This window comes from Arthrobacter sp. TMS2-4 (assembly GCF_054511075.1).
Window position 1 is genome coordinate 300,390 of sequence record NZ_JBTNDI010000001.1, and the last position, 26,720, is coordinate 327,109.

Here is a 26,720-nt window from a genome sequence, read left to right on the forward strand (position 1 = left end):
GCGGATGGCCCCGAAGGCCTACGACGCCGTCGTGCTCGCATCCTTCGGCGGGCCGGAGGGACAGGACGACGTCATTCCCTTCCTGCGGAACGTGACCCGCGGCCGCGGCATCCCCGACGAGCGTCTGGAGGAGGTCTCGCACCACTACCGCGCGTTCGGCGGCGTGAGCCCCATCAACAGCCAGAACCGTGCCCTGCGGGCCGCGATCGAGGCCGAGCTCCGCCGTCGCGGCATCGGCCTGCCCGTCTTCTGGGGCAACCGCAACTGGGAGCCGTTCATCGCGGACACCCTGCAGGAGGCGTACGACGCCGGGCACCGCAAGGTGCTCGCCGTGACCACGAGCGCCTACTCCTGCTACTCGAGCTGCCGCCAGTACCGCGAGGACCTCGGCATGGCGCTCGTCAAGACCGGACTCGAGGGCCGGCTCGAGGTGGACAAGGTCCGCCAGTACTTCGACCACCCGGGCTTCGTGGAGCCATTCGTCGAGGGTGTGACCCAGGGCCTGGCGAAGGTCCGGACCGGACTCGGCGAGCAGGGCACCCCCGAGGCGCCCGTGCACATCATGTTCTCCACCCACTCCATCCCGATGGGCGACGCCGACGCCGCCGGACCCCGCGACGCCGACGGCGGACCGGCCTACGAGGAGGGCGCGTACGTGGCGCAGCACCTCGCCACCGCGCAGGCGGTGCTGGACCGCATCCCCGAGGCCGCCGGCGTCGAATGGTCCCTGGTCTACCAGTCCCGGTCGGGAGCCCCGCACATCCCGTGGCTCGAGCCGGACATCAGCGACGCCCTCCGCGACCGCTACGAGGCCGGCACGCGCGGCGTCGTGATCGTCCCGCTCGGCTTCGTCTCCGACCACATGGAGGTCGCCTGGGACCTCGACACCGAGGCTCTGGAGACCTGCGGTGAGCTCGGGATCGTCGCCGACCGCGTGCCCACGCCCGGCACCCACCGGACGTTCGTCGAGGGTCTCGTGGACCTCATCCTCGAGCGCACCATCGACAACAACATCGCGGACCGTCCGTCCACGACGGCCCTCGGACCCTGGTACGACGTATGCCGCCCGAACTGCTGCGCGAACCGTCGCGGGGAGAAGCCGACCGTCGCCGCCGTCGACTCCACCGTGGGCACGCCGCTGCCCAACCCCGGTACGGAATGAGCACAGGCATCCGGGTCGGCACGCGGGGCAGCGCCCTCGCGATGACGCAGACGACGACGGTGGCGGAGAGGGTCTCCGACCTCGCCTGCCTGCCGTACGAGCTCGTGCGGGTCCGGACGGAGGGCGACATCCTCAAGGGCTCGCTCTCGCAGATCGGCGGCACCGGTGTGTTCGTCGCAGCCCTCCGTGACGCCCTCCTCCAGGATCGGTGCGACCTCGCGGTGCACTCGCTCAAGGACCTTCCCACCCTGCCCGCCCCGGGCCTGACCGTGGCGTCGGTGCCCGAGCGGGAGGACGTCCGCGACGCCCTCTGCGCCCGGGACGGACTCACCCTCGCCACCCTCCCGGACGGTGCGCGTGTGGGCACGGGGTCCCCGCGGCGGGCCGCCCAGCTGCGCTCTGCACGCCCCGGGCTCGAGGTCGTGGACATCCGCGGCAACGTGGACACCCGCCTCGGTCGCGTCGCCGGACTCGTCCCCGGGGCGCCCGGCGACCTCGACGCCGTCGTCCTCGCCGCCGCGGGACTGCGGCGGCTCGGGCGCGAGGCCGCGATCACCGAGCTGATCGACCCCGACGTCATGCTGCCCGCCGCGGGCCAGGGCGCCCTCGCGATCGAGTGCCGTGAGCGCGAAGCCACCCCCGGGGTGCGCGAGGCGCTCGCCGCCTACGACCACCTGCCCACACGGCTCGCGGTGACGGCGGAGCGCGCCGTCCTCCTGCAGCTCGAAGCAGGCTGCTCCGCCCCCATCGGTGCACTCGCGCGGCTGCAGGGTGACATCCTCTCCCTCGAAGCGGTGGTGTGCAGCACGGACGGCCGGTCGATGATCCGTCTGACCCGCTCGGCGCCCGCCACGGATGCCGTCGCCGCCGCGCAGCTCGGTCTCGAACTCGCCGAGGAACTGCTCGCCGCGGGCGCAGCCGACGTCGCGCCCCTGAACAGCTAGGCGCACGCGGTGAGCCGTTCAGGGGACCGGCCGGTGGTCGTCCTCCGGCACCCGGCACGGGCGGTCCGGATCGCCGACGCCCTCCGCGCCGGCGGCATGACGCCCTACGCGCTGCCCCTCACGGACACGGAACTGCCCGCCGACATCGACGCCGCGACCCGCGCCCTGGCGTCTCTCGGCCAGGGCGCGTACGAATGGCTGGTCGTCACCAGCGCCAACGCGGTCCAGGCCCTGGGCATGCTGGCGGGCGCCGGCGATGAACGGCTCGCCGCCCTCGTCCGCGGCGGGGGAGCGCGTGTCGCCGCGGTCGGCACCGCGACCGCGCGGGCGCTGACGGAAGCGGGCGTCGTCGTCGACCTGGTGCCCGGGGAAGCGTCCTCGGGCGGCCTCCTGGCCGCGTTCCCGCCCGGCCGCGGGGCGGTGCTCCTGCCCCAGGCGGACCTCGCCCCGGACGACCTCCGCGAAGGACTCGCAGCCTCGGGCCGGTCCGTCCACCGCGTCGAGGCCTACCGCACCGTGCCCTACCCGGCGTCCCCTGCGCGGCGCGTTCCCGGCGTCGAGGAGGACGGGCCGAGACCGCCCGTGCTGTCCGTCCAGGACGTCCTGGAGCTCGCCTCCGGCGGTGTCCAGCCCGCCGTCGTCTTCACCGCCCCGAGCACCGTCCGCCAGTTCCGTGACAGGCTGGACGTCGGTGCGCTGTCCTTCCGGCCCGTCGCCATCGGCCGCACCACGGCCGGTGCGCTGCGGTCCGAAGGATGGGCGCCGGCGTCCACGGCCGTCGATCCCACACCGCAGGGGATCGCCCGGGCGGCGGCGGACGCCCTCGCACAGGGCGGCGAGCCCCACCTGCACATCGCACCATCGAACGGAGATCAGCCATGAGTTTCCCCCAGCACCGGCCCCGGAGGCTGCGCTCGACGCCCGCACTGCGGCGCATGGTGGCCGAGTACCGCGTCCATCCCTCCGAGCTGATCCTCCCGGCGTTCATCCGGGAGGGACTCCGCGAGCCCGCCCCCATCCTCTCCATGCCCGGTGTCGTGCAGCACACCACGGACTCCCTGAAGCGGGCGGCCGCGGAGGCGGTGGAGCGTGGCGTGGGGGGCATCATGCTGTTCGGCATCCCCGAGCACCGCGACGCGACCGGCAGCGCGGGCATCGACCCGGACGGCGTCCTCAACCGCGCGATCGCGGACGTCCGCTCCGAGGTGGGCGACTCCCTCGTCGTCATGAGCGACGTCTGCCTGGACGAGTTCACCGACCACGGGCACTGCGGCGTCCTCGCCGCCGACGGCTCGGTGGACAACGACGCGACGCTGGCGCTGTACGCCCGGATGGCCGTGGAGCAGGCACGCGCCGGCGCGCACGTGCTCGGCCCCTCCGGGATGATGGACGGCCAGGTCGCCGTCATCCGCCAGGCGCTGGACGAGGCCGGACACCAGGACACCGTGGTGCTCGCCTACGCCGCCAAGTACGCGTCCGCGTTCTACGGCCCCTTCCGCGAGGCCGTCGACTCCCAGCTCGTCGGCGACCGCAGGACCTACCAGATGGACGCCTCGAACCGCCGCGAGGCGATCCTCGAGGTCGAACTCGACATCGAGGAGGGCGCCGACATGGTCATGGTCAAGCCGGCCATGAGCTACCTGGACATCCTCGCCGACGTCGCCGCCATGTCGCCGGTCCCCGTCGCGGCGTACCAGATCTCGGGGGAGTACGCGATGATCGAGGCCGCGGCCGCCAACGGGTGGATCGACCGCCGCCGCGCCATCGAGGAATCGGTCCTCGGGATCAAGCGGGCCGGCGCGCAGCTGATCCTGACCTACTGGGCGTCGGAGCTCGCGCTCTGGCTCGACGAGCCCTCCCACTGACCTCCCACACCGAAGGAACCGCACCCATGACCACCGCAGCGACACCAGCGAGCACGTCCGACGACCTCTACGAGCGCGCCCGCGCCCTCATGCCCGGCGGGGTCAACTCGCCCGTCCGCGCCTTCGGCTCGGTCGGCGGGACCCCGCGCTTCCTCGTCGACGCGCACGGCGCGTACGTCACCGACGCCGACGGCAAGCAGTACGTGGACCTGGTCTGCTCGTGGGGCCCGGCGCTGCTCGGCCACTCCCATCCCGATGTCATCGCGGCCGTGCACCGCGCCGTCGACCACGGGCTCACCTTCGGCGCCTCGACGCCGGCCGAGGCCGACCTCGCGCAGCTCGTCAAGGAGCGCGTGCCCGCCGTGGAACTGCTGCGCATGGTGTCCACCGGGACCGAGGCGACCATGACCGCCGTCCGGCTCGCCCGGGGCTTCACGTCACGGAACCTGATCGTCAAGTTCGCCGGCTGCTACCACGGGCACGTGGACAGCCTCCTCGCGGCCGCCGGATCGGGCGTCGCCACCCTGGCGCTGCCCGGCTCCGCCGGCGTCACGGAGGCGACGACGGCGGAGACGCTCGTCCTGCCGTACAACGACGTCGAAGCCGTCGAGGAGGCCTTCCGCTCCCACGGCGAGCACATCGCCGCCGTCATCACGGAAGCCGCTCCCGCGAACATGGGGGTCGTGACCCCGGCGCCGGGCTTCAACGCCTTCCTCAGCCGCATCACCTCGGAGCACGGCGCGCTGTTCATCGTCGACGAGGTCATGACCGGATTCCGCACCCACCCGGGCGGGTACTGGAAGCTCACCGGCGGCGCCGACGACGCGGAGCACCCGTGGACGCCGGACCTGCTGACCTTCGGGAAGGTCATCGGCGGCGGTATCCCGGCCGCAGCGCTCGGCGGGCGTGCCGACGTGATGAACTACCTCGCGCCGATCGGGCCGGTCTACCAGGCGGGCACCCTGTCGGGGAACCCGATCGCCATGGCGGCAGGCGTCGCGACGCTCACGGCCGCGACGGACGACGTCTACCGGCACGTCGACGCGCGCTCGCTCGAGGTCAGCGACGCCCTCACGGCCGAGCTGACGAAGGCCGGCGTGGATCACTCCATCCAGCGGGCGGGGAACCTGTTCAGCGTCGCCTTCGGCACGGCCGAGCACGGTGTCCGGAACTACGCCGACGCAACCGGTCAGGATGCGTTCCGCTACGGGCCGTTCTTCCACTCCATGCTCGACTCGGGCGTGTACCTCCCCCCGTCCGTGTACGAGGCGTGGTTCCTCTCCTCGGCGCACGACGACACCGCGATGGAGCGCATCCACGCGGCCCTTCCGGCGGCCGCGCGGGCGGCAGCAGCGGCCGTGCCGGTCGACTAGCGTCCCCGCCCCGCCTCAGGGAACGGAGGCGACCGGTCGCAGCGCAGATTCGTCCTGCCTGTCGTCCTGCCGGTCGTCCTGCCTGTTGTCCTGGCGCTCGGGCGTGCAGCCGACGACGGGCCACGCCCGCTCGATCACGGCGTCGGGCTCGGTCCGGCGCAGGTACTCCTCGAAGTTCGCCGCCTGACGGTCGGCCCACACGACGAGCGAGGCATGCAGGTCCGCGGCCGGGCGCCGCAGGAACGCGAACCGCTCGGCGAGCACCGCCCCGACCCGGAGCGTCGCGAGGACGTCCGCCGCGGAGGTGTGAGCGTTCTCGAACGGGATCCCGTAGTGCTCGCACATGGCCGTCAGGGTCCGCTTGCCGCGCCGGTACCGGTCCGCCTGCTTGTCCATGATGTACGGGTCGATCACGGGCGAGGGCACCGGCACCGGGACGGCGTGGCGGCGCCCCTCCTGCGCCAGCACCGTGAAGTCGTACCGGGCGTTGAAGGCCAGCACCGGGACACCGGCGGCGAAGAGGCGCGACAGGACGGACGAGATCCCGTGGACGACGTCCGCCGCGGGCAGGCCGTGCGCCTGCGCGTGCGCCGTCGTGACGCCGTGGATCGCCGCGGCGCCCTCCGGGATGTCGATGCCCGGGTCGGCCAGCCACTCGTGGTGCTCGAGTACCCCGCCGTCACCGTCGACGAGGACGATCGTCGCGGTGACGATGCGCGCGGTCAGCGGGTCCCGCCCCGTCGTCTCCAGGTCGAACCCGGCCCTCGGACCCTCATGCCAGCTCGTCATGGCACCACCGTACGGGCGGGCTCCGACCAAATGGATCAGTCACCCTGCGGACCCCGCCGACCTGAAAGATCTGCCGGGCTAGGGTGGAACGCATGGATCGACGAGTCGACGGGGACGCTCCCGGCCCCGGGTCCGCCGGCGTGCCCGGCGCAGACCTCGACGACTACTGCGAGGCCGTCCTCACCGTCGCCGGGCTGATCCCCGCCGGCAAGGTGCTGACCTACGGGGACGTCGCGGAACTCCTCGACCGCGGCGGGCCCCGCCAGGTCGGCAGGGCGCTCTCCCGCAGCCTCCGGGACGTCCCGTGGTGGCGCGTCCTGCGCGCCGGCGGCCACCCGCCACGCGGCCTGGCACTGCCGGCCCGCGCCCACTACGACTCGGAGGGCACCCCGCTCGCTGTGCCGCCGGGGAGCACCGACCCCGGCGAATACCGCGTGGACCTGGGCTCCGCCCGCTGGTGGCCGACGGCGGAGGAACAGACCCTCCTCGACGACGTCGGCGCGTCCCTGCGACCCGCCGGGTCCTGACGCCGGGCCCCGGCGCGCTGCCGCTGTTTGTCCGTGGCGTGTGATGGTCTTGAACCATGACCAGCACCCTCCCTGACGCCCCGCCGGCAGTCCTCGGCGACGCTACGGCGGCCACGACTCCCGCCGAGGGCTACGACGCCGTCCTGCGGTCGATCGCGGCCGTCAGCGGGCAGGTGCTGGTCCTCGGCGCTCCTGGCAGCGGCAAGTCCTCCCTGCTCACCGATCTCGCCGTCGCGCGTATCGGTGCGGGGACCGTGGAACCGGAAGGACTGCTCCTCCTCGGGCCCACCCGGGCAGCCTCGACGCGGCTCCGGGACGAACTGACCGCCGCCCTGGACCGCAGCATCAGCACGGCACCCGCCCGCACCTGGGCGTCCTACGCCTTCGACCTCATCCGCCGCGCCAGGGCCGAGGGACGCACGCCCGCCATCACGCGTGCGCCGAGGCTGCTGTCGGGCGCGGAACAGGACCTCATCATCAAGGAGCTCCTCTCCGGTCACGGCCGCGACGGCGCGCCCGCTCTGGACTGGCCCCCCGGCCTCGCCCTCGCCCTGCCCACGCGCGGTTTCCGGCAGGAGATCCGCGACCTCTTCGACCGCGTGAGCGAATACGGGGTCTCCGCGGAGGAGCTCTCGGCCTGGGGGGAGCGGTTCGACCGCCCGGACTGGGTCGCGGCGGCCGCGCTCTACCGCGAATACCGCGACGTCCTCGACCTCCGCATGCCCGAGGCCTTCGACCCGGCCGGGATCCTCACCGCCGCCCGGGAGATCCTCGAGACGGACCGTGACTTCCTCGACCGGGAGCGGGAGCGCCTGCAGCTGATCCTGGTGGACGACTACCAGGAGGCGAACCCCGCCGTGCACGCCCTGCTGGGGCTCATCGGAGCAGGGAACGACGTCGTGATCACCTCCTGCCCGGACACGGTCGCGCAGGGTTTCCGCGGAGCGCGGCCCGAGCTCACCGGACGCCTGTCCACCCTCTTCCGCCGCGGCGGGCTGACCACGGTGACCCTTCCCGGGTCGCTGACCCTGCGGGGGCCTCTCGCCCAGGCCTGGAGCAACGTCGCCGCCCGCATCGCAACCCCGGGCATCAGCACCACCTACCGGCACGTCGAGGGTCCCGTCCCCTCCTCCACCAGGACGCGGGACGCGCGTCCGGCCCATGGGCCGGACGACGGCACGAGGCCCGACGGCGCAACGTCGGACGACCCGGCCATGTCCGCCCACGTCCTCGACAGCGCGTTCCATGAACAGCGGTTCATCACCCAGCGGGTGCTCGAGGCGCACCTGTTCGGGGAACGCAGCCTCGACGACATCGCCGTGATCGTCCGCAACGGCACGCAGGTGTCGGCGGTGCAGCGGTTCCTCACGGCGCAGGGCATCGCCGTGAACGTCCCTGCTGCGGAGACCGCCATCCGGGAGGAACCCGCCGTGCGGCCCCTGCTCGACCTCTTCGCCGTCGTCGTGGGCCGCGCCGAACTCGACACCGAGCTGTGCATCTCCCTGCTCACCTCGCGGATCGGAGGGGCGGGCAGCCTCGACCTGCGGCGCCTGCGCCAGATCCTCCGGCGGACTGAGCTGCAGGAGGGCGGGGGGCGCACGAGCGATGAGCTCATCGCTGCCCTGTTCTCCGCCCCCGAGCAGATCGCCGCCCTGCCGTCCGAGGGCGCGCCGGTCCGGAGACTGGCCCGCATGCTGGATGCAGGACGATCCGCAGCCTCCGACCCCGGACGTGACCCCGAGACCGTCCTGTGGGCGCTCTGGTCCGCATCGGGACTCGCGCAACAGTGGTCGGCCGCCGCCCTGTCCGAAGGGCCGTCCTCGAGCCGTGCCGATCGGGACCTGGACGCGATGATGGCCCTGTTCCACACCGCGGAGCGCTTCGTGGAACAGATGCCCGGCGCGGACCCGGAACTGTTCCTCGACTACGTCCTCAGCCAGGACATCCCCATGGACACGCTGACGACGCGCACCGCCCGTCAGGCGTCCGTCTCGGTGCTCACGCCGGCGAGCGCCGCCGGACGGCACTGGCCCTTCGTGATCGTGGCCGGCGTGCAGGACGGCGTGTGGCCGAACCTCCGGCTGCGCGGAGAACTGCTCGGATCCGGCGAGCTGCGTGCGCTGCTCGATTACGGCGAATCGTTCCGCAGCAACCGCGACCCGGTGTCCCTGCTGCAGGACATCCGCTTCGACGAGCTTCGGACCTTCTCGCTCGCCGTGTCCCGCGCCACGCAGGAGCTGGTGTGCTGCGCCGTCGCCTCCCAGGACGAGCAGCCCTCACCGTTCCTCGACGTGCTCGACCCCCTGCCGCCCGGAGCCGCGATACGGCCGCGCACCGAGGTCCTGCGCCCCGTCACACTCCGCGCGCTCGTTGCCGAGCTGCGGAAGTTCGCGCAGGATCCGCAGGCCGCCCCGGCCCTGTCACGGGAGGCCGCGCACCACCTCGGACGAATGGCGGCACTGGAGCCGCCGGTGCCGGGCGCCCATCCTGCCCAGTGGTGGGGCGTACTCGGCATGACCAGCGAGGACCCGGTGGTGCCTGTGGAGCAGCCGATCCCCGTCTCGCCGTCCAAGGTCGAGTCGGTTCTCACCTCGCCCCTGAGCTGGTTCGTGTCCGCTGCCGGCGGGGAGCGGACCACCGACTTCGCCCGGTCCCTCGGCACACTCGTCCACCAGATCGCCCAGGACCTGCCGGAGGCCACCGGCAACGAGTACGTGAGGGAGCTCGAGCGGCGCTGGCCGCAGCTGGGGATCAAGGACACCTGGGAAAGCCGGTCCGATTTCCGGCGCGCCGAGACCATGGTGCGGAAGCTCGCCGCCTACGTGCTCTCCATGCGGAAGGACGGACGGAGCCTGTTGGACACGGAGGTGGACTTCGCGGTGGACCTCGAGGTCCGCCTGGGGGACGCCGAGCGGCTTGTACGCCTACGCGGGCAGATCGACCGCCTCGAGGTCGACGCCGAGGGTCGCTTCGTGATCGTCGATCTCAAGACGGGCAAGAGCACGCCGGCAGGGGCCGACATCCCGCGTCACCCACAACTCGCCGCCTACCAGACCGCCCTCGCCGCGGGTGCGCAGCTCGGCGGTCAGGACGGGGACGCGGTGGACGCCGGACCCACCGCACCCGGGGGCGCGGCGTTGGTCCAGCTGGGCACGAAGACCAAGGGTGTCGCGGTGCAGGTGCAGCCCCCGGTGGGTCCGGAGGACACCTGGGCGAGGGCGATGATCGAGGACGCCGCCGCGCTGATGTCCGCCGCGACCTTCGACACCATCCACGACCCCCGCCGGTCGGGGTTCGGCGGCAGCGGGTGCCGGCTGCCCGAGGTCTGCCCCCTGTGCGAAGAAGGAAAGCAGGTGACGCAGTAGTGGCTACCGCACGACCAGAGGCGCGGTACTCGGCCCGGCGACTGGCCGAGTTGCTGCACACGGACCCGGACGGCCCCGTCCAGTACCCGACCGACGACCAGGCGCGGGTCATCGAAGCGCCCCTCGAGCCGCTCCTGGTCATCGCCGGCGCGGGTTCGGGGAAAACCAAGACCATGGCGGACCGTGTCGTGTGGCTCGTCGCCAACGACCTCGTGCGCCCCGAGCAGGTCCTCGGCGTCACCTTCACCCGCAAGGCCGCCGGGGAACTAGCGTCGCGGGTCCGGCAGCGGTTGGCCCAGCTCTACGCCGCGCTCGCGCAGGACGCCCCTGCGCCCGCCGGGGAGGACGCGCTGGACCGGCTCGACCCCGCCATCTCGACCTATCACTCGTTCGCCAACGGGATCGTCCAGGACTACGGGCTGCGGATCGGGGTGGAGCGTGACTCGGTGATGCTCGGTACCGCCCAGTCGTGGCAGCTCGCGCACGCCGTCGTCGAAGCCTACGACGGCGACTGGGAGCACTTCACGGCCGCGAAGAGCACGCTCGTGAAGGCGGTGCTCGACATGGCGGGGGAGTGCGCCGAACATCTGGTCAGCCCGGCGACGGTGCGCAGCGACATCCGGCGCCACATCGAGCACGTGGCAGGCCGGTCCTACGTCGCAGGGTCGAGCAGGGCAGCGACGCAGAAGGTCCAGGACCTGCTGGACAAGCTGCGCACCCGGGTCACCGTCACCGAACTGGCCGAGGACTACGCCGCCGCCAAGCTCGCGCGCCGGCAGCTCGACTTCGGTGACCTCGTCTCGCTCGCGGCCAGGATCGCCCGCGACATCCCCGAAGCCGGGGCCATGGAGCGCGAGAAGTACCGGGTGGTGCTGCTCGACGAGTTCCAGGACACCTCGCATGCCCAGATGGTCCTGTTCTCGCGGCTGTTCGCGGACGGGCGCTCCGTCACGGCCGTCGGTGACCCCCACCAGTCCATTTACGGCTTCCGGGGGGCGTCCGCGGGGCAGCTCGGTACCTTCCGCACGGCGTTCCCGAGGCTGACCCCCGAGGGCCGGGCGCCCTCGGAGGTGGCGCACCTGTCGGTCGCGTGGCGGAACTCGACGTACATCCTCGAGGCAGCGAACACGGTGTCGGCTCCGCTCAACGTGCCCGCGCCCTGGCTCCGCAACACCACGGTCCAGCAGGTCCCCGGCCTCGTGGCACGGCCGGGGGCGCCCCTCGGCGAGGTCCTGCTCGGACGGTTCCTCACGGATGCGCCCGCGGCCGGCTCCGACGACGCGGCCGGCTCCGACGACGCCGGCGAGGCGGACGCTGCCGACATGCCGCTCAGCGAGGCCGGGGCCGTGGCCCGAGAGGTTCTGCGGCAGCGCCGGCGCAGCTTCGAGACCGACGACGACGGGTCGCCGCTCCGCCCGACCATGGCGGTCCTGTGCCGCGGCCGCAAACAGTTCGAGCCGATCAGGCGCGAGTTGGAGCGCGCCGGCGTCCCCGTGCAGGTCGTCGGTCTCGGCGGACTGCTGCGCACCCCCGAGATCGTGGACCTCCTCGCCACCCTGAGGGTCCTCGGCGACCCGGACCGCTCCGACTCGATGCTGCGCCTGCTGTCCGGCGCGCGGTGGCGGCTCGGCCCGGCGGATCTGATGGCCCTCGGGGACTGGTCCCGACAGCTCGCCCGGACACGCGAGGCCATGTTCCGCCGGGGCAGCCCATCCGTCGGTCAGCCCGACGGTGGCGCCGACGGCGAGCTCGACCGCGAGAAGGCCCGGGACGCCGTCGTGGCCCCCGATCTGGCCGAGGCGGGAAGCCTGGTCGAGGCCGTCGACTACCTTCCGCCCCGTGACTGGGTGTCGTCTGCCGGGAGGACCCTGAGCGGTGCCGCCCGGCAGCGGCTCGAGCTGCTGCGCCACGAACTCCGCGGACTCCGGAGCTTCGTGGGTGACGACCTGGGCAGCATGATCGGTGAGGTCGAGCGCACCATCCTGCTGGACATCGAGGTGGCCGCGAAACCGGGCGTCAGCATCCACGAGGCGCGCCGCAATCTCGATGCGTTCACCGAGGCCGTCGCCGGCTTCGTGTCCACCGCAGAGCGTGTCGACCTCCCGGCGTTCCTCGCCTGGCTCGAGGCCGCGGACCAGGAGGAGGACGGACTGCCGGTGACGCAGCTCGAAGCGAGCCGTGACGCGGTCCAACTGCTGACTGTGCACGCGTCCAAGGGCCTGGAATGGGACGTCGTCTTCGTGCCGGGTCTCAACGACGGCTCGTTCCCGAGCGGCAAGGACTCGCGCTGGAGCAGCGGCGACTCCGCCATCCCCTGGCCCCTGCGCGGCGACGCACCCGAACTGCCGCAGTGGGACTGGGAGCAGCAGGACCAGAAGGAGTGGCTGGCCAGCGAGAAGGAGTTCACCGACGAGGCGCGGGCGCACGCGGAGCGCGAGGAACGGCGGCTCGCCTACGTGGCCTTCACCCGCGCGAAGCACGCCCTGGTGTGCACGTCCTCGGCGTGGGGTGGGGGGCGGTCGAAACCGTCGGCGCCGTCGTCCTACCTCATGGACCTCGTAGCGCTGGCTGACGCCGGGGCGGCCGGGATCGTCCTGCCGCACTGGCTCCCGGAGGGGGACGAGGGTGATGCGAATCCCGCGAACGCGCGCCCGGAGCGGGCGCGGTGGCCGTTCGATCCGCTCGGCGCCCGGCGGCCGTCCATGGAGCGTGCGGCGCAGGCGGTCCTCGAGCAGGCCGCCGCACCGACCCCCGACGGCGAAACGGAGGGCGGCCGGTGGAGCCGGGAGGTCCGGCTGGCCCTGGCACGGCAGGCCCGCGAACGGGAGCGGATGCCCCTTGCCCTGCCGTCGCACATCTCCGCCTCGACCCTCGTCGAACTGCGCGAGGATGCCGCCGCGGTCATGCAGCAGCTGCGGCGGCCGCTTCCCCGGCGGCCGGGGTCGGCCGCCCGCAAGGGTACCGCGTTCCATGCGTGGATCGAGGAGTTCTACGGGGCAGGAGGGATGCTCGATCTCGGCGAGTACCCCGGCGGCGCGGATGCGCACGTCGACGAGACGCTGGGGCTGACGGACATGGCGGCCATCTTCGAGCAGTCCGAGTGGGCCCTGCGGGAGCCCGCGGCGATCGAGGCGCCCATCGAGACGAAGATCGGCGGCATCGTGGTGCGTGGCCGGGTGGACGCGGTGTTCCGCGATGCAGACGGCGGCTGGGACCTGATCGACTGGAAGACGGGTCGGCCTCCGTCGCCGGACCGGCGCGCCGCCAAGGCGGTGCAACTCGCCGTCTACCGGCTCGCGTGGTCACGGCTGAAGGAGGTGCCCCTCGAGAAGGTGCGCGCCGCCTTCTTCTACGTCGCCGACAACCTGGTGGTCCGGCCGCACGATCTCGCCGATGCCGGAGAACTCGAGAGGATCATCCGGGCGGCCGACACCTCGCGCCTGTGAGCATCGGGTGGTCCTGTGAGCATCGGTGGTTCAGCGGCGCAGCGGGACGATCGGCAGGGCGGAGGTGGCGACGTCGTCGGATGGCCCTGCCCCGGGGTCGGAGCCCTTCAGCACCGTGACCTTCGACGAGGTCGCGGCGGGCCGCTGACGAGCCGCCACGAGGCGCGCGTGCGCCAGGGAAGACCCTGAGGGGGCCTCGTGGTCCTGGTGCCGGTCGTCGTCGGAGGGCGTCAGGCGGCGATGCACCCGGTTCGCTGCGGCCTTCGGATCGACGACGTGGCTGCCGGTCCGCTCCGGGACGTCGACGGCGTCCTTGGCCGGGGCGGGACCCGATGGAGCCTCGTGGCGCGCACCGTCCGTGCTGTCGGACGCGGAACCTGCGAGCTCGTGCGCCGCGCGACCTCCAGTATCGGAGCTGTCGGTATCCGCGCTCGCGGTACCGGAGGTGTCGGTACCCGGGCTGTCGGTACCGGCACTCCCGGCACTCGGACGTCCGATATCGACGCCCGCGGTAGCGAGGGCACCGCCGGCCGGGCGGAGCGCAGCGTCGCCGGTGAAGGCCCCCTCGCCGGGGGCATCCCCGCCCTGCGAGGGGTGGGGACCGTCGACGTCCGTGCCCGACTCGTCGCCCCATTCGAGGCGTTGTTCGTGGTCGTGCCGTGCCCGCTCCGCGGCCTCGTGCTGCTCGCGTTCGATCGACTCCACGTCGGCCTCGAGCGTGGCGAGCATGTCCTCCGCCTCGTCGATCATGACGGCGTCCTCGAGGGCGACCCCCCGCACCAGCCACTGCGCCAGCGCGAACTCCGCGGCGAGCGCTGCGCGCCGGGACAGGTGGGGATCGATGGAGGTGGTCCTGGCGGCCGCGTAGGCCTCGTACACGGCGTCGACGAAGGTGGTGTCCTCGGCAGCGGCCAGCCAGGCGAAGTCCTCGGCCGGATCGCCGACGCACAGGTCGGTCCAGCCGGTGACCGCCGAGACGCGGCCCGCCGCGATGAGGAGGTGGTCCTCGTGGAGGTCGCCGTGGACCACGGTCGGGCTGAACCGCCAGAGGGCGACGTCCTCGAGCGCGTGCTCCCAGCGGCGCAGCAGGATCGAAGGGATCTTCCCCGTGGTCGCGGCCTGGTCCAGTTCGTTCAGCTTGCGCTGGCGGTACTCGTCGGCCTCATAGCCGGGCAGGTCTGCCCGCTGCACCATCTCCGGGGACAGTGCGTGGATGGCGGCGATCACCCGGCCGAGTTCCTGGGCCATCGTGCGCCCGCCGGCGGAGAGCGCGTCGAGCGGGCGGGTGGTGCCGGCCAGGTGCGAATACACGAACGTGCTGAGCTCGCCCTGGCGGACGCTGCCGGCCATGTGCGGGATGAGGAACGGAAGCTCCGCCTTGACGGCGGGCGTGAAGGCGCGCAGGGCCTGCAATTCGGTCTCGAGGCGCATGCTCGCCTCGGCGTGCCGGGGCGAACGGACCCGCCACTGCTTCCCCGCGTCGTCGACGAGCAGGGCGGAGTCGAAATCCGCGGCGTCATCGGGGGCGCCGGCGACGCCGGTCGGAGCGAGGCCAGGTACTGCGGCGCTGGCGATGGCTGCAAGTTCCATGGGTGTCCGTTTCACAAGATCAACCGTAGGGCGTTCCCGCGCCGGCCGCTCGCAGCAACGCGGCGAGTCGCCGGATGCACACCTGGTGTAGGGCTCCGCACTACCCCTCCACCGGGGGTCGGGAAAATGGGTTTTGGGAGTGCAAGAACGTACCGTGGAACCATGACCGATCCACTCCGGACCCTCGTGCTCCCTCCCCTCGGATCGCTGCCATTGTCGCGTGCCGCCACGGACCGGGACGGCGACGCCCGGACCTCCGAACACTTCCTCGACGACCTGTGGGCGTCCGCGGACACGCGCGTCCTGCCGCTCGCCCACGGAAAGGCGCCGGTCGTCGGGGGTGCCCTCCGCCTCCTCGCCGTCGGGGACATCGCACGCCCGGAGCTGACCGTGTACCTGGGCCGCGTCGACGAGGGGTTCGCCGACGCCGGGAGGCGCGTCGTCATGGCCGTCCTCGACGAGGAGGACGCCGCCGTCGCGCCCCTCGACCAGTGGTTCGGCCTGCGCGACATCGCCGCATCGCTCGATGCGCGTGACACCGGCCTTTTCGTGGCAGGAGCCGCGGTCGCCAACTGGCACGCGACCCACACCCACTGCCCGCGCTGCGGTGCCGGCACGGTGCCGAGCCACGCCGGATGGGTGCGCCGATGCCCGAGGGACGGGTCCGAGCACTACCCGCGTACCGACCCCGCCATCATCGTCTCGATTATCGACGACGACGACAGGATCCTGCTCGGATCCGCTGTCGCCTGGCCGGAGGGCCGCTACTCGACACTCGCCGGGTTCGTCGAACCCGGCGAGTCCCTCGAGGCCGCCGTCGTCCGTGAGGTCGGGGAGGAGTCCGGCATCCAGGTGCAGTCCCCGGAATACCTGGGCTCCCAGCCCTGGCCGTTCCCGGCGTCCCTGATGCTCGGCTTCACCGCGCGGGCAGCGACCACGGACGCCGTCCCCGACGGCGAGGAGGTGCGGTCGCTGCGGTGGTTCACCCGGGACGAGCTATTCGCCGAGGTGCGCGACGAGAAGATCGTCGTGGCGGGCGGTGTCTCCATCGCACGGGCCATGATCGAGCGATGGTACGGCGGGCCGCTGGACGAGGAACCATCGGAGGCGCGCCCCTAGTGTCCGGACAACTGCTCGAGGAGAGCATCCTCGAGGGACTCGACGACGAACAGCGGGCGGTGGCCAGCTCCCTGTCCGGCCCGTTGTGCGTGCTCGCGGGAGCGGGCACGGGCAAGACCCGCGCCATCACCCACCGCATCGCGTACGGCGTGCACACCGGGGTCTACAAACCGCAGCAGGTCCTGGCCGTGACCTTCACGGCACGCGCCGCGGCGGAGATGCGCACGCGGCTCCGGGACCTCGGGGCCGGAGGGGTCCAGGCGCGGACCTTCCACGCGGCGGCGCTCCGGCAGCTGCAGTACTTCTGGCCGCAGGCCGTCGGCGGCCCCCTGCCCGCCCTCGTGGACCACAAGGCACAGCTGATCGCGGAATCGGCCCGCCGCCTGCGGCTGTCCACCGACCGCGCCGCCATCCGCGACGTCGCCGCGGAGATCGAGTGGGCCAAGGTCTCGATGCTCACCCCGGACGCCTACGCGGCGGCCGCCGCGGGCCGCGCGGAACCGGCAGGCATGGACCTCATCACGGTGTCCCGGATCTTCTCGGCCTACGAGGACCTCAAGATCGACCGCAACCTCATCGACTTCGAGGACGTCCTGCTCACCACGGTCGCCATCCTCGAGGAGGACGAGAAGGTGGCGGCGACGGTGCGGGCGCAGTACCGCCAGTTCGTGGTGGACGAGTACCAGGACGTCTCCCCGCTCCAGCAGCGCCTGCTCGACCTGTGGCTCGGCGAGCGCCGCGACCTGTGCGTCGTGGGTGACGCCAGCCAGACCATCTACTCCTTCACCGGGGCCACCTCACGCCACCTCCTCGACTTCACCAAGCGCTACGAGGGCGCGCAGGTGGTCAGGCTGGTGCGCGACTACCGCTCCACGCCCCAGGTGGTGCGCGCCGCCAATACCCTGCTCGCGGCGCGGGGCACCGGGGTCGACCGGAACGCGGGCGCCACGACCTGGTCGGCCCCGCTCGAACTCGTGGCGCAGCGTCCTGCCGGTCCCGAACCGGTGTACACCGAATGCACCGACGACGACGCCGAGGCGGCCGAATGCGCCCGGCGCATCGGCATCCTGCTGGGCCAGGGCGTCAAGGCGAGCGAGATCGCCATCCTCTACCGTACGAACGGGCAGTCCGAGGCCTACGAGCAGGCGCTCGCCAGTGCCGGCATCGGGTACCAGCTGCGCGGCGGTGAGCGGTTCTTCCAGCGGCGCGAGGTCCGCGACGGGCTGCTGCAGCTCCGGGCCGCGGCGCGCACCCAGGGCGACGACGACGTCCCGCAGCAGGTCCGCGACGTCCTCGCATCCCTCGGCTACACGTCCGTCGCCCCGCAGAACTCCGGCGCCGTCCGCGAGAAGTGGGAATCGCTAGCCGCCCTCGTGGGGCTCGCGGACGAGCTCAGCAGGGTCCGCGGCGAGGCGTTCACCCTGCAGACGTTCGTCGCCGAGCTCGAGGAGCGGGCCGCGGCGCAGCACGCCCCGACCGTGCAGGGCGTCACCCTCGCGTCCCTCCACTCGGCGAAGGGCCTCGAGTGGGACGCCGTCTTCCTCGTGGGCCTGAGCGAGGGGCTCATGCCGATCTCGTTCGCGGACACCCAGGAGGGGGTCGACGAGGAGCGGCGGCTGCTCTACGTGGGTATCACGCGCGCGCGGATCCACCTGTCGATGTCCTGGTCGACGTCGCGCTCCCCGGGGGGACGCGCCACCCGGAAGCCCTCGCGGTTCCTCGATGCGCTGCGGCCCGCGACCGCCGGGCAGGCGTCCTTTTGCCAGCCCCGGGCGAAGGCCGTCCGCAGGTCCTCCGCGCCGGCGGTCTGCCGGGTGTGCAAACGACCCCTCCTCTCCGGCGCCGAACGCAAGATCGGTCGCTGCAGCGACTGCCCGGCCACCTACGAGGAGGAGACATTCGAGGCGCTGCGCGCCTGGCGGCTCGCGGAATCGAAGGAGAAGGACGTACCGGCGTTCGTGGTGTTCACGGATGCGACGCTGGTGGCCATCGCCGAGGCGCGGCCGCAGACGCTGGACGAACTCGGCGAGCTCGCCGGCGTCGGGTCCGCGAAGCTCGAGCGGTACGGCGAAGCGGTCCTGGAGATCATCAGTGACACCGCCTGAGCCCGGCGGGCACACCCACCCCGCCCGGCTCCCGGTCGAGGTCAGGCGGTCGGCCCGACGGAAGCGCACCGTGAGCGCGGACATCCGCGACGGGGTGCTGCGCGTCTCGATCCCGGGTCACTTCTCACCCAGCCAGGAGCGGCACTGGGTGGAGCGCATGGTGGAGCGGATGTCCGCGAAGTACCTCGCGCAGCCCGCCGTCGACGACGACCAGGCCGCCGCGGAGCTGACGCGGAGGGCCGAGGCGCTGGCACGGCGGTACCTCGGTGGCATGGGAGTGCCGACGACGATCGGCTGGGTGACGAACCAGAACACCCGCTGGGCCTCCGCCACCCCGGCACACCGCTCGGTGCGCCTCTCCCACAGGTTGCAGGGGATGCCCGAGTGGGTGGTCGATTACGTGATCCTGCACGAGATGGCCCACCTGATCGAGCCGTCGCACAACGCCGTCTTCTGGAACCTGCTCACGGCCTACCCGCGCACCGAGACCGCCAAGGCCTACCTCGACGGCGCCGCCTTCGCCGCGCACCGCAACCTCACCGGAGCACCGGAGGAGTACTAGGACCGCGGATCGTCGTGCGAACCGCCGCCGGAACTGCCCGATCCGTCGTCGGACCCGCTCTCCGATCCGTCGTCGGACCCGTCCGGGGCCGCCGCGTCGCCGTCCTTTCCGACCTCGGTGTCGCCGTCGTCCTCGAAGCCACCGGACAGGAGCCGCTGGAGGGCGGCGTCCACGTCGGCGTCGGAGGAGTCGAGCAGCCGACGGCGCCCTGCGAAGCCTGCGGGGTCGTCGAGGTCCTCGGCCGTGGGCAGCAGGTCGGGGTGCTGCCACAGGGCATCGCGGCCCTCGATGCCGCGCTCCTCGGTGAGGAGGGCCCACAGGGCCGAGGCGTCGCGCAGCCTGCGCGGCCGCAGCTCGAGACCCACCAGCGAGGCGAAGGCGTGCTCGGCCGGGCCGCCGGTGGCCCGGCGGCGCCGGAGCATCTCCCGCAGGGCAGCAGCCGAGGGCAGGTTCGCCGCCGCGGCGGCCGTCATCTCGTCCACCCAGCCCTCCACGAGGGCCAGGGTGGTCTCCAGGCGCACGAGGGCGGCGTCCTGCTCGGGGGTCTTCTCGGGCATGAACACGCCCTGGGACAGCGCCCCCTGGAGGCTCTCGGGATTGGTCGGATCGATGTCGCGGGCGGCTTCCTCGATCTTGCCCATGTCGATGTGGATGCCCCGGGCATAGCGTTCGATGCTGCCCAGGAGGTGGCCCCTGAGCCACGGGATGTGCGTGAACAGCCGGACGTGTGCAGCCTCGCGCACGGCGAGGAACAGCTGGACCTCCTGCTCTGGGATGTCGAGACCGGCACCGAACGCGGCGACGTTCGCAGGGAGGAGGGCCATCCTGTTGTCGGCGAGCGGCACGCCGATGTCCGTCGATCCGACGACGTCCTTCGACAGCGCACCCACGGCCTGCCCCAGCTGCATCCCGAACATCGCGCCGCCCACGTTCTGGAGCATCGAGGCGGGGCCGCCCATCATGCCCATCATGGACTTCATCTCGTCGGGCAGCTGCCCGGAAATCGTGTCGGAGAGGGCTTTCGCGATGCTCGTCGCCACGGGTTCGGTGAGCTGCCGCCAGGTGGCCATGGTGGCCTCGACCCATTCGGCGCGCGACCAGGCCCGGCCGAGCTGTCCGGTGCTCGGGAACTCGGTCACGGGATCCAGCCACAGCTCCGCGAGTTTCAGTGACTCGTCCACGCTCCGGCGCTGGAGGGGGGTGACCGAGGGGTCGTTGTCGGACGCCGCGACCCGCCGTGCCTGCTCGATGGCCATCTTCCAGTTCACGGGTCCCTCGCTCGGTGAGGAGAACATCGCCTGGACCTGCTGCATCATCATCGCCATCGCCGCAGGATCGGAGGGGAGGCCTGCCGCCTTCGCGATCTCCTGCGGATCGAAGCCGCCGGCCCCGCCACCGAACATCTTCGCCAGCATCTCGGACAGGGGGTCCTGGGGTGTGTCGTCGTCGTTCGAGGGGTTGGATGGGTTGGTCACTGATACCACCGGTCCTGGGGAGTAGCTCGGGGTCCGGGCAGGAGGGGGTCCGCTCCCGCCGGCTGTTGGGAACACGCTACCGGCACGGCGCTGCCGCTGTCCTTCGAGCCGTCGACCGTTCGCTGAGGGCAAAGCCCGTCCCGGGGTCGGCGGCGATCCGTGGTGCAGGGAACCGCCGTACGGGTAATTCCCTGGTTTCACCCCGGATCGCGGGACCCCGGAGCGTCTACTCTGGGTAAGCCGGAGGCGCTGACCGCGCCATCGCACGGCACGCGCCTACAGAGAGAAGCACAGTGACGCAGCCCGTCCACTTCGAGACCTACAGCCCCGGGGAACCCGCCCGGCCGAGGGATCCGCGCTTCCGCGCCATGGCCGTCTCCGGGGGGCTCGCCGTCGTCCTGTGCGGGGCCGCAGTGCTGCTGCCGTCGCCCTACATCATCGAATCTCCCGGCCCCACCTTCAACACCATCGGGGAGATCGACGGGCAGGCGGTCATCCAGGTGGACGGCCGGGAGACGTTCCCGCCCGAGGGCCACCTGGATCTCACCACCGTTCTCGTCAGCGGCGGGCCGAACGGCCGGGTGAACGTCCTCGACACCTTCCGGGCCTGGGCGGACCCCGACGCGGACGTCATGCCGGAGCAGCTGGTCTACCCGGAGGGCACCACCTCGTCCGACGTCGAGGAGCGGAACGTCGTCGCCATGACCTCGTCACAGGAGGCGGCTGTCGCCGCCGCGCTCTCCCACGAGGGCATCGGCTACACCGAGGATCTGTCCGTCGCGGGGCTGGCCGACGGCTCCGCCTCCGAGGGCATCCTGGAGGTCGGGGACATCCTGCGCACCATCGACGGGCGGGAGATCGAGGATATCGAGACTCTTCGCGGCACGCTGGCCGACGCGGACGGCGCGGCCGCCACCCTCGGCATCGTCCGGGACGGCGAGGCCACGGAGGTCCAGGTCACGCCCCGCGAATCGGACGACGGCGAGTTCCAGCTCGGTGTCCTGCTCGCCTCCACGTTCGAGTTCCCCTTCGACGTGTCCATCCAGCTGGACAACGTGGGCGGGCCGTCAGCCGGCACCATGTTCGCCCTCGGGATCATCGACAACCTGACGGAGGGCGACCTCACCGGTGGCAGGCACTTCGCCGGCACCGGCACGATCGACTCCGCCGGCGTCGTCGGTCCGATCGGCGGCATCGCCCAGAAGCTCATCGGGGCCCGGGCCGGCGGAGCCGAATTCTTCCTGGCCCCGGCCGACAACTGTGACGACGTGGTCGGCAACATCCCGGACGGCCTGACGGTGGTGAAGGTCGAGACCCTGGAGGACGCTGTCGACGCCGTCGAGACGCTGGGCGCCGGTGGTGACGCGGCCGCCGTGCCGGCCTGCTGACCCGGGTGCACGCCGGGCGACCGCCCGGAAGACACGGTTCGGTGACGATCCCCGTCCCCTTCGCCCGGGGCGGGAACCTAATTGGTCGGGCCGAGCGTGAACAGGGCAGAATGAGATCACGAAGGGCCTGACTGCACCTTTCCTGCGCCCTTCGCCGGGCCGGGAGCGATGCGGAAGACCGGTCGGCGTGACCCGCAGCAGCTAACGATGAGGTAGATGTGACATCCGGACCAGACCGTCCGTTCGGCAGTAGCCCGAGCCCAGCACGTGGAACAGGAACAACCAGCAGGCGCCGCAGTCCGCTGATACCGACCATCATCGTCGTGGCGGTGATCGTCATCGCCTTCGTCTACCTGTCGCAGGTCTACGCGGACGTGCTCTGGTACAACCAGCTCGGTTTCCTCGAAGTCTTCGTGACCGAGAACCTGACGCGCATCGTCCTGTTCTTGGTCGCCTTCCTCGTCATGGCCGCGGCGGTGTACTTCAGCCTGCGCATCGCGTTCCGCACCAGGCCGATCTATGCGCCGGACAGCGCCGTCCAGGACAACCTGAACCGGTACCAGGCGCAGCTGGAACCGATCCGCCGGCTTCTGATGCTCGGTATCCCCGTGGTCCTGGGTGCCTTCGCGGGGACGGCTGCCTCCTCGCAGTGGCAGCAGGTCCTGCTGTTCATCAACCAGGAGCCGTTCAACCGGCAGGACCCGGAGTTCGGCCTGGACTACGCCTTCTACATGTTCACGCTGCCGTTCCTGAACTTCGTGACGGGCTTCCTGATCAGCGTGGTCATCATCAGCGCCATCGCCACGATCCTCACGCACTACCTCTACGGCGGCATACGCCTCGAGGAGAAAGGCCTGTTCACGACCAAGGCGGCCCGCGTGCAGATCGCTGTCGTCGCGGCCCTCTTCCTGATCCTGCAGGGCGTCAACTACTGGCTCGACCGGTACGACACACTCCTGAACCAGGGCACCTGGGCCGGCGCGCTCTACACGGATGTCAACGCCGTCATCCCCACCAAGGCCATCCTCGCCGTGGCCGCGATCATCGTGGCCGTTTTGTTCGTCGCCTCGGCGTTCGTCGGCCGCTGGCGCCTTCCGCTGATCGGCACCGCGATGCTCATCATCACGGCACTGCTCGCCGGCGGCGTGTACCCGGCGGTCGTGCAGCGTTTCCAGGTGCGGCCCTCCGAACTCAGCCTCGAGGAGCCGTTCATCGAGCGGAACATCCAGCTCACCCGCGAGGCCTACGGGTTGGACCAGGTGGAGGTCGAGCCCTATGCCCCGGAGGCGATCCCCGCAGCGGGCGCACTGGGCGACGACGGCGAGACCACGGCGAACATCCGCCTGCTCGACCCGAACCTCGTTTCGGACGCCTTCAGCCAGCTCCAGCAGTTCCGCCAGTACTACCAGTTCCCGGAGACCCTGAACGTCGACCGCTACGAGATCGACGGCGAGGTCCAGGACACGGTGATCGCGGTCCGCGAACTGGATGTCAACGGTGTGCCGGACGGCTGGGTGAATGAGCACGTCTTCTACACGCACGGCTACGGAGTGGTTGCAGCCGCTGGTTCGACCGTGGAGCCCGACGGCCGCCCGTCCTTCCTGCAGTCCGGCATCCCCTCGACCGGCGTGCTGGGCGATGAGTCCACCTATGAGCCGCGCATCTACTTCGGCGAGGAATCCCCCGTGTACTCGGTCGTCGGAGCTCCGGAGGGCGAGTCCCCGGCGGAGATCGACCGGCCGCAGAACGAGAACTCCGACGACGAGTCGCGTACCACCTTCAGTGGCGACGGCGGGCCGAACGTGGGCAATGCCTTCAACCGCCTCGTCTACGCCCTCAAGTTCCAGTCCACCGATCTGCTGCTGTCGGACCAGGTCAACAACGAGTCACAGATCCTCTACGACCGTGATCCCGTGGACCGGATCCGCAAGGTGGCCCCGTACCTGACCCTCGACGGCAACAGCTACCCCGCGATCGTCGACGGCCGCGTGAAGTGGATCATCGACGGGTACACCACCAGCGCCAGCTTCCCCTACTCGATGCAGCAGGAGCTCGAGCAGGCGACGCAGGACGCGCAGACCGCCGAGGGCCTGGCCACCGCGCTCCCCGCCGAACGCGTGAACTACATCCGCAACGCCGTCAAGGCGACCGTGGATGCCTACGACGGCTCCGTGACCCTGTACGCGTGGGACGACCAGGACCCGGTCCTGAAGTCCTGGCAGAACGTGTACCCGACCTCGCTCACGTCCTACAGCGAGATGTCGGCCGACCTCATGGCCCACGTGCGCTACCCCGAGGACCTGTTCAAGGTGCAGCGGGAGCTCCTGGCGCGCTACCACGTGACCGACACCGACGCCTTCTACAACAACAGCGAGGCGTGGAGCGTGCCGGCCGATCCGGGCGCGGCGTCGGACGCCGCGGCGACGGCATCCACCCCGCGGCAGCCGCCGTTCTACCTGACGCTCCAGATGCCGAACCAGGACCAGGCGGCGTTCTCCCTGACCACACCGTTCATCCCCTTCGTGCCGGTGGGCCAGACGCCGAGGAACGTGCTGTACGGTTTCCTCGCCGCCAACGGCGACGCCGGCTCCGGTGAGGACGGCGTCAAGAACGAGAACTACGGCAGGCTGACCCTGCTCGACAGTTCCGGCCAGGATTCCGTGGTGGGCCCCGGCCAGGCCCAGAACCTGTTCAACTCGGACACCACGGTGTCGCAGGAGCTCAACCTGCTCCGTCAGGGTGCCTCCGAGGTCATCAACGGCAACCTGCTGACCCTGCCGATCGGTGGCGGCATCGCCTACGTGCAGCCCGTGTACGTTCAGTCCTCCGGCAGCTCGTCCTTCCCCGTCCTGCGGCGGGTCCTCGTGAGCTTCGGGGAGACCGTCGGGTTCGCCCCAACCCTCGCCGAGGCGCTGGACCAGGTGTTCGGCGGTAACTCCGGCGCCACGACCGGCGACGAGGAGAACGTCGGCGAGACCCCCGAGGACCCGGCTGCACCTCCGGTCGAGGGGGACGAGGCTCCGGCTCCGGCGCCCACGCCCGCCGAGGGCGGCACCCCGGATGGTGCGACCGGAGACCCGGCCGCAGACCTGCGTGCCGCACTCGCCGACGCGAACGACGCCATCCAGGACGGCAACGCCGCCCTGGAGGCCGGCGACTTCGCCGCCTACGGCGAGGCCCAGGAACGCCTGGAGCAGGCCATCCAGCGGGCGCTCGACGCCGAGGAACGAGCCGCAGCCGGCGGACAGTAGGCCGATCGAGCCCGGGCAGCCGCCCGATTTGCTTCTCCGTCCCGCGGCCGGTAACGTTAGTTACACGCCGCGGGGTGGAGCAGTTCGGTAGCTCGCTGGGCTCATAACCCAGAGGTCACAGGTTCAAATCCTGTCCCCGCAACGGAAGAGAAGTCCGGTCCACCATCTGGTGGGCCGGACTTCTTGCTTTCCCCGGGGAGAGGCTCTGCCGGGGGACGACAATGTCCTCAGACATGCTCGGCCTCCCACTCGGGTGCAGCCGCACCGGCAACGGGATCGCCGTCGACCCGTACATCGACCTCCACGGCAGGTGGCCGCTGCAGCAGCTCGAGCAACAGGATGGCGACGAGCGCGCCGAACGCCGTCCAGAGGGTCACCGCCGGTGTCAGCGGCCTCACCAGCAGGACGACCGCCGCGCCGGTGACGGCGATCGCGATGCGGATGTACCGGCGGGCCCGGTGGAGGAACTCGCCGAACCGGCCGGTGGTCACGCCGCTGCTCTCCGCCGTCGCACGTGCCCGCCGGGCCGTGTCGACCGTGAGGCGGCGTACTGCCGGGGCCCCGTTGAACGGTCCCGCGAGGTAGGCGACGACCGCGGCCGTCACACCCGCCACCCCGACGGCGAGGGCCGTCGGGTAGAGCAGGGGCACGAGCGTGTCGTAGATCGCTTCGGCCGCACTCGAGGGCATGTACTGCGGCGAGATCGCGGTGACTGTGGTGACGCGTCCGATGGCCACGCCGACGGCGAGCACCATCATGCCGATCGCCAGGACCATGCCGGCCCAGATCAGCGCCCGCGCCCGGCGCTTCGCGACGAGGACGCCGGCGGCGAGCAGGGCGATCGCCACCCAGGGGAGCACGAAGCCGAGTACCTCGATCGCCTGGTAGGCGGTACGGGCCTGGCCGAGCTCGTCGGACCGGGCGACGACGATCGTGCGGTCGACCTCGGGGATGCGGTCGGCGAGCGCGATGCCCTGGGCCGTCAGCTGCTGCTTGACCGCGGCGATGATGGGGCCGAGCTGGATGCCCGCCTCGCCGGTGTCGCCGATCACGACGGCGCCGGAGGTGTCACCGCTGAGGGCGGAGTCCAGCCCGCTGTGACTGGTCCGCAGCGCCTGGCCCCACACCTGCTCGAAGCCGTCGGAGGCGATGAGCTGTTCCGTCGTGGAGGTGATCAGGGACTCGGTGCCCTGCACAGCCGGCTGTACGAGCAGCTGGAGTGCGTCGGCAGCCCTGGGCGGGAGGTCGAGGGTGGCGATCCCGTCGAACAGGTCGGAGGTGATCGTCTCGATGTCGATGTTCTCGCTGACCGCAGCGGTGATCTCGTCCACCAGATAGGCCTGGAAGGCCGGCTCGTCGATGAGCGGCGAGACGGTCGCCACGAACTGGTCGGTGGTGGTGACCTCGGCCTTGGTCCACGCCGCGACGACGGCGATCGGGGCGAGGAGCGCCCCGAGGACGATCAGCAGCACGGCAAGGAAGCCGCGCCCCCGCCCGGTCCGGCGCGGGCGCACCGGCGGTGGCGTCGCGGCCGGATCAGCCCGAAGCTGTAGATGCAGCCGGTCGATCTCGGCCGTCAGTCTGGCGATTTCCTGGTCTCGCGGCTCGGTGACATCCATGAGCACTGCGCCTCTCGGATCGGAGGGTGGCGTGGGACCACGCCGGGGGTTCGCGCCGGTACCACCGATGGGCGTGGGGCGGTGAGGGGTCCACAGGTTCCCGGGGATCGCGGGCACCGCACCGCTCCGCGGGGACCCGA

Annotated in this window: 17 protein-coding genes and 1 tRNA gene; 14 read left to right on the forward strand and 4 right to left on the reverse strand. The window is 71.6% G+C overall.

Annotated elements, in window-relative coordinates:
* The first annotated feature begins 4 nt into the window (after positions 1 to 4).
* Genes ACX80F_RS01465 through hemL form a run of 5 tightly spaced genes read left to right on the forward strand, consistent with a single transcriptional unit; the run spans position 5 to position 5,344 of the window.
* On the forward strand, positions 5 to 1,162 hold the full coding sequence (locus tag ACX80F_RS01465) for a ferrochelatase (protein ID WP_459334940.1): 1,158 nt from the start codon (positions 5 to 7) through the stop codon (positions 1,160 to 1,162).
* Positions 1,159 to 2,106 carry a hydroxymethylbilane synthase gene (hemC, locus tag ACX80F_RS01470; protein WP_459334606.1) on the forward strand — a complete coding sequence of 316 codons (948 nt, stop codon included), beginning with the start codon at positions 1,159 to 1,161 and terminating at the stop codon, positions 2,104 to 2,106. The genes ACX80F_RS01465 and hemC overlap by 4 nt, the downstream gene beginning before the upstream one ends.
* Positions 2,107 to 2,115: 9 nt before the next feature.
* On the forward strand, positions 2,116 to 2,988 hold the full coding sequence (locus tag ACX80F_RS01475) for a uroporphyrinogen-III synthase (RefSeq protein ID WP_459334607.1): 873 nt from the start codon (positions 2,116 to 2,118) through the stop codon (positions 2,986 to 2,988).
* Positions 2,985 to 3,971, forward strand: a complete 987-nt coding sequence (gene hemB, locus ACX80F_RS01480) for a porphobilinogen synthase (protein ID WP_459334608.1) — start codon at positions 2,985 to 2,987, stop codon at positions 3,969 to 3,971. Before ACX80F_RS01475 ends, hemB begins: the two co-directional genes overlap by 4 nt.
* Before the next feature lie 26 nt (positions 3,972 to 3,997).
* A complete protein-coding gene (gene hemL, locus ACX80F_RS01485; RefSeq protein ID WP_459334609.1) occupies positions 3,998 to 5,344 on the forward strand; it encodes a glutamate-1-semialdehyde 2,1-aminomutase in 1,347 nt (448 codons plus the stop codon).
* Between the two features lie 15 nt (positions 5,345 to 5,359).
* Here hemL and ACX80F_RS01490 read toward each other — a convergent pair whose 3' ends face one another.
* On the reverse strand, positions 5,360 to 6,133 hold the full coding sequence (locus ACX80F_RS01490) for an exonuclease domain-containing protein (protein WP_459334610.1): 774 nt from the start codon (positions 6,131 to 6,133) through the stop codon (positions 5,360 to 5,362).
* A 92-nt stretch (positions 6,134 to 6,225) separates the two neighbouring features.
* Here ACX80F_RS01490 and ACX80F_RS01495 point away from each other — a divergent pair, with 92 nt between their 5' ends.
* Genes ACX80F_RS01495 through ACX80F_RS01505 form a run of 3 tightly spaced genes read left to right on the forward strand, consistent with a single transcriptional unit; the run spans position 6,226 to position 13,471 of the window.
* Positions 6,226 to 6,660 (forward strand): MGMT family protein, encoded by a 435-nt coding sequence (locus tag ACX80F_RS01495; protein WP_459334611.1) that lies wholly within the window; start codon positions 6,226 to 6,228, stop codon positions 6,658 to 6,660.
* Between the two features lie 56 nt (positions 6,661 to 6,716).
* On the forward strand, positions 6,717 to 10,025 hold the full coding sequence (locus tag ACX80F_RS01500) for an ATP-dependent helicase (protein ID WP_459334612.1): 3,309 nt from the start codon (positions 6,717 to 6,719) through the stop codon (positions 10,023 to 10,025).
* Complete coding sequence (locus ACX80F_RS01505) at positions 10,025 to 13,471, forward strand: ATP-dependent helicase (RefSeq protein WP_459334613.1); 3,447 nt, start codon at positions 10,025 to 10,027, stop codon at positions 13,469 to 13,471. Before ACX80F_RS01500 ends, ACX80F_RS01505 begins: the two co-directional genes overlap by 1 nt.
* A gap of 30 nt (positions 13,472 to 13,501) precedes the next feature.
* Here the strand turns inward: ACX80F_RS01505 and ACX80F_RS01510 are convergent, their stop codons facing one another.
* Entirely contained in the window at positions 13,502 to 15,061 is a 1,560-nt protein-coding gene (locus ACX80F_RS01510; protein WP_459334614.1) for a phosphotransferase, read from the reverse strand.
* Positions 15,062 to 15,223: 162 nt separating this feature from the next.
* Between ACX80F_RS01510 and nudC the strand changes: the two genes are divergently transcribed.
* Genes nudC through ACX80F_RS01525 form a run of 3 tightly spaced genes read left to right on the forward strand, consistent with a single transcriptional unit; the run spans position 15,224 to position 18,847 of the window.
* Complete coding sequence (gene nudC / locus ACX80F_RS01515) at positions 15,224 to 16,180, forward strand: NAD(+) diphosphatase (RefSeq protein WP_459334615.1); 957 nt, start codon at positions 15,224 to 15,226, stop codon at positions 16,178 to 16,180.
* Positions 16,132 to 18,285 carry an ATP-dependent DNA helicase UvrD2 gene (locus tag ACX80F_RS01520; RefSeq protein ID WP_459334616.1) on the forward strand — a complete coding sequence of 718 codons (2,154 nt, stop codon included), beginning with the start codon at positions 16,132 to 16,134 and terminating at the stop codon, positions 18,283 to 18,285. The genes nudC and ACX80F_RS01520 overlap by 49 nt, the downstream gene beginning before the upstream one ends.
* A complete protein-coding gene (locus tag ACX80F_RS01525) occupies positions 18,272 to 18,847 on the forward strand; it encodes a M48 metallopeptidase family protein (protein ID WP_459334617.1) in 576 nt (191 codons plus the stop codon). The genes ACX80F_RS01520 and ACX80F_RS01525 overlap by 14 nt, the downstream gene beginning before the upstream one ends.
* Here ACX80F_RS01525 and ACX80F_RS01530 read toward each other — a convergent pair.
* On the reverse strand, positions 18,844 to 20,262 hold the full coding sequence (locus ACX80F_RS01530) for a zinc-dependent metalloprotease (protein WP_459334941.1): 1,419 nt from the start codon (positions 20,260 to 20,262) through the stop codon (positions 18,844 to 18,846). The genes ACX80F_RS01525 and ACX80F_RS01530 overlap by 4 nt on opposite strands.
* A 353-nt stretch (positions 20,263 to 20,615) precedes the next feature.
* Here ACX80F_RS01530 and ACX80F_RS01535 point away from each other — a divergent pair, with 353 nt between their 5' ends.
* The 3 genes from ACX80F_RS01535 to ACX80F_RS01545 all read left to right on the forward strand — a co-directional run bounded on the left by ACX80F_RS01535 (position 20,616) and on the right by ACX80F_RS01545 (position 25,103).
* Positions 20,616 to 21,710 (forward strand): YlbL family protein, encoded by a 1,095-nt coding sequence (locus ACX80F_RS01535; protein WP_459334618.1) that lies wholly within the window; start codon positions 20,616 to 20,618, stop codon positions 21,708 to 21,710.
* Positions 21,711 to 22,027: 317 nt separating this feature from the next.
* Positions 22,028 to 24,961, forward strand: a complete 2,934-nt coding sequence (locus tag ACX80F_RS01540) for a UPF0182 family membrane protein (protein ID WP_459334942.1) — start codon at positions 22,028 to 22,030, stop codon at positions 24,959 to 24,961.
* 68 nt (positions 24,962 to 25,029) lie between these two features.
* Positions 25,030 to 25,103, forward strand: a tRNA-Met gene (locus tag ACX80F_RS01545).
* Positions 25,104 to 25,188: 85 nt separating this feature from the next.
* Here ACX80F_RS01545 and ACX80F_RS01550 read toward each other — a convergent pair.
* Complete coding sequence (locus ACX80F_RS01550) at positions 25,189 to 26,580, reverse strand: hypothetical protein (RefSeq protein ID WP_459334619.1); 1,392 nt, start codon at positions 26,578 to 26,580, stop codon at positions 25,189 to 25,191.
* Between the last annotated feature and the right edge of the window lie 140 nt (positions 26,581 to 26,720).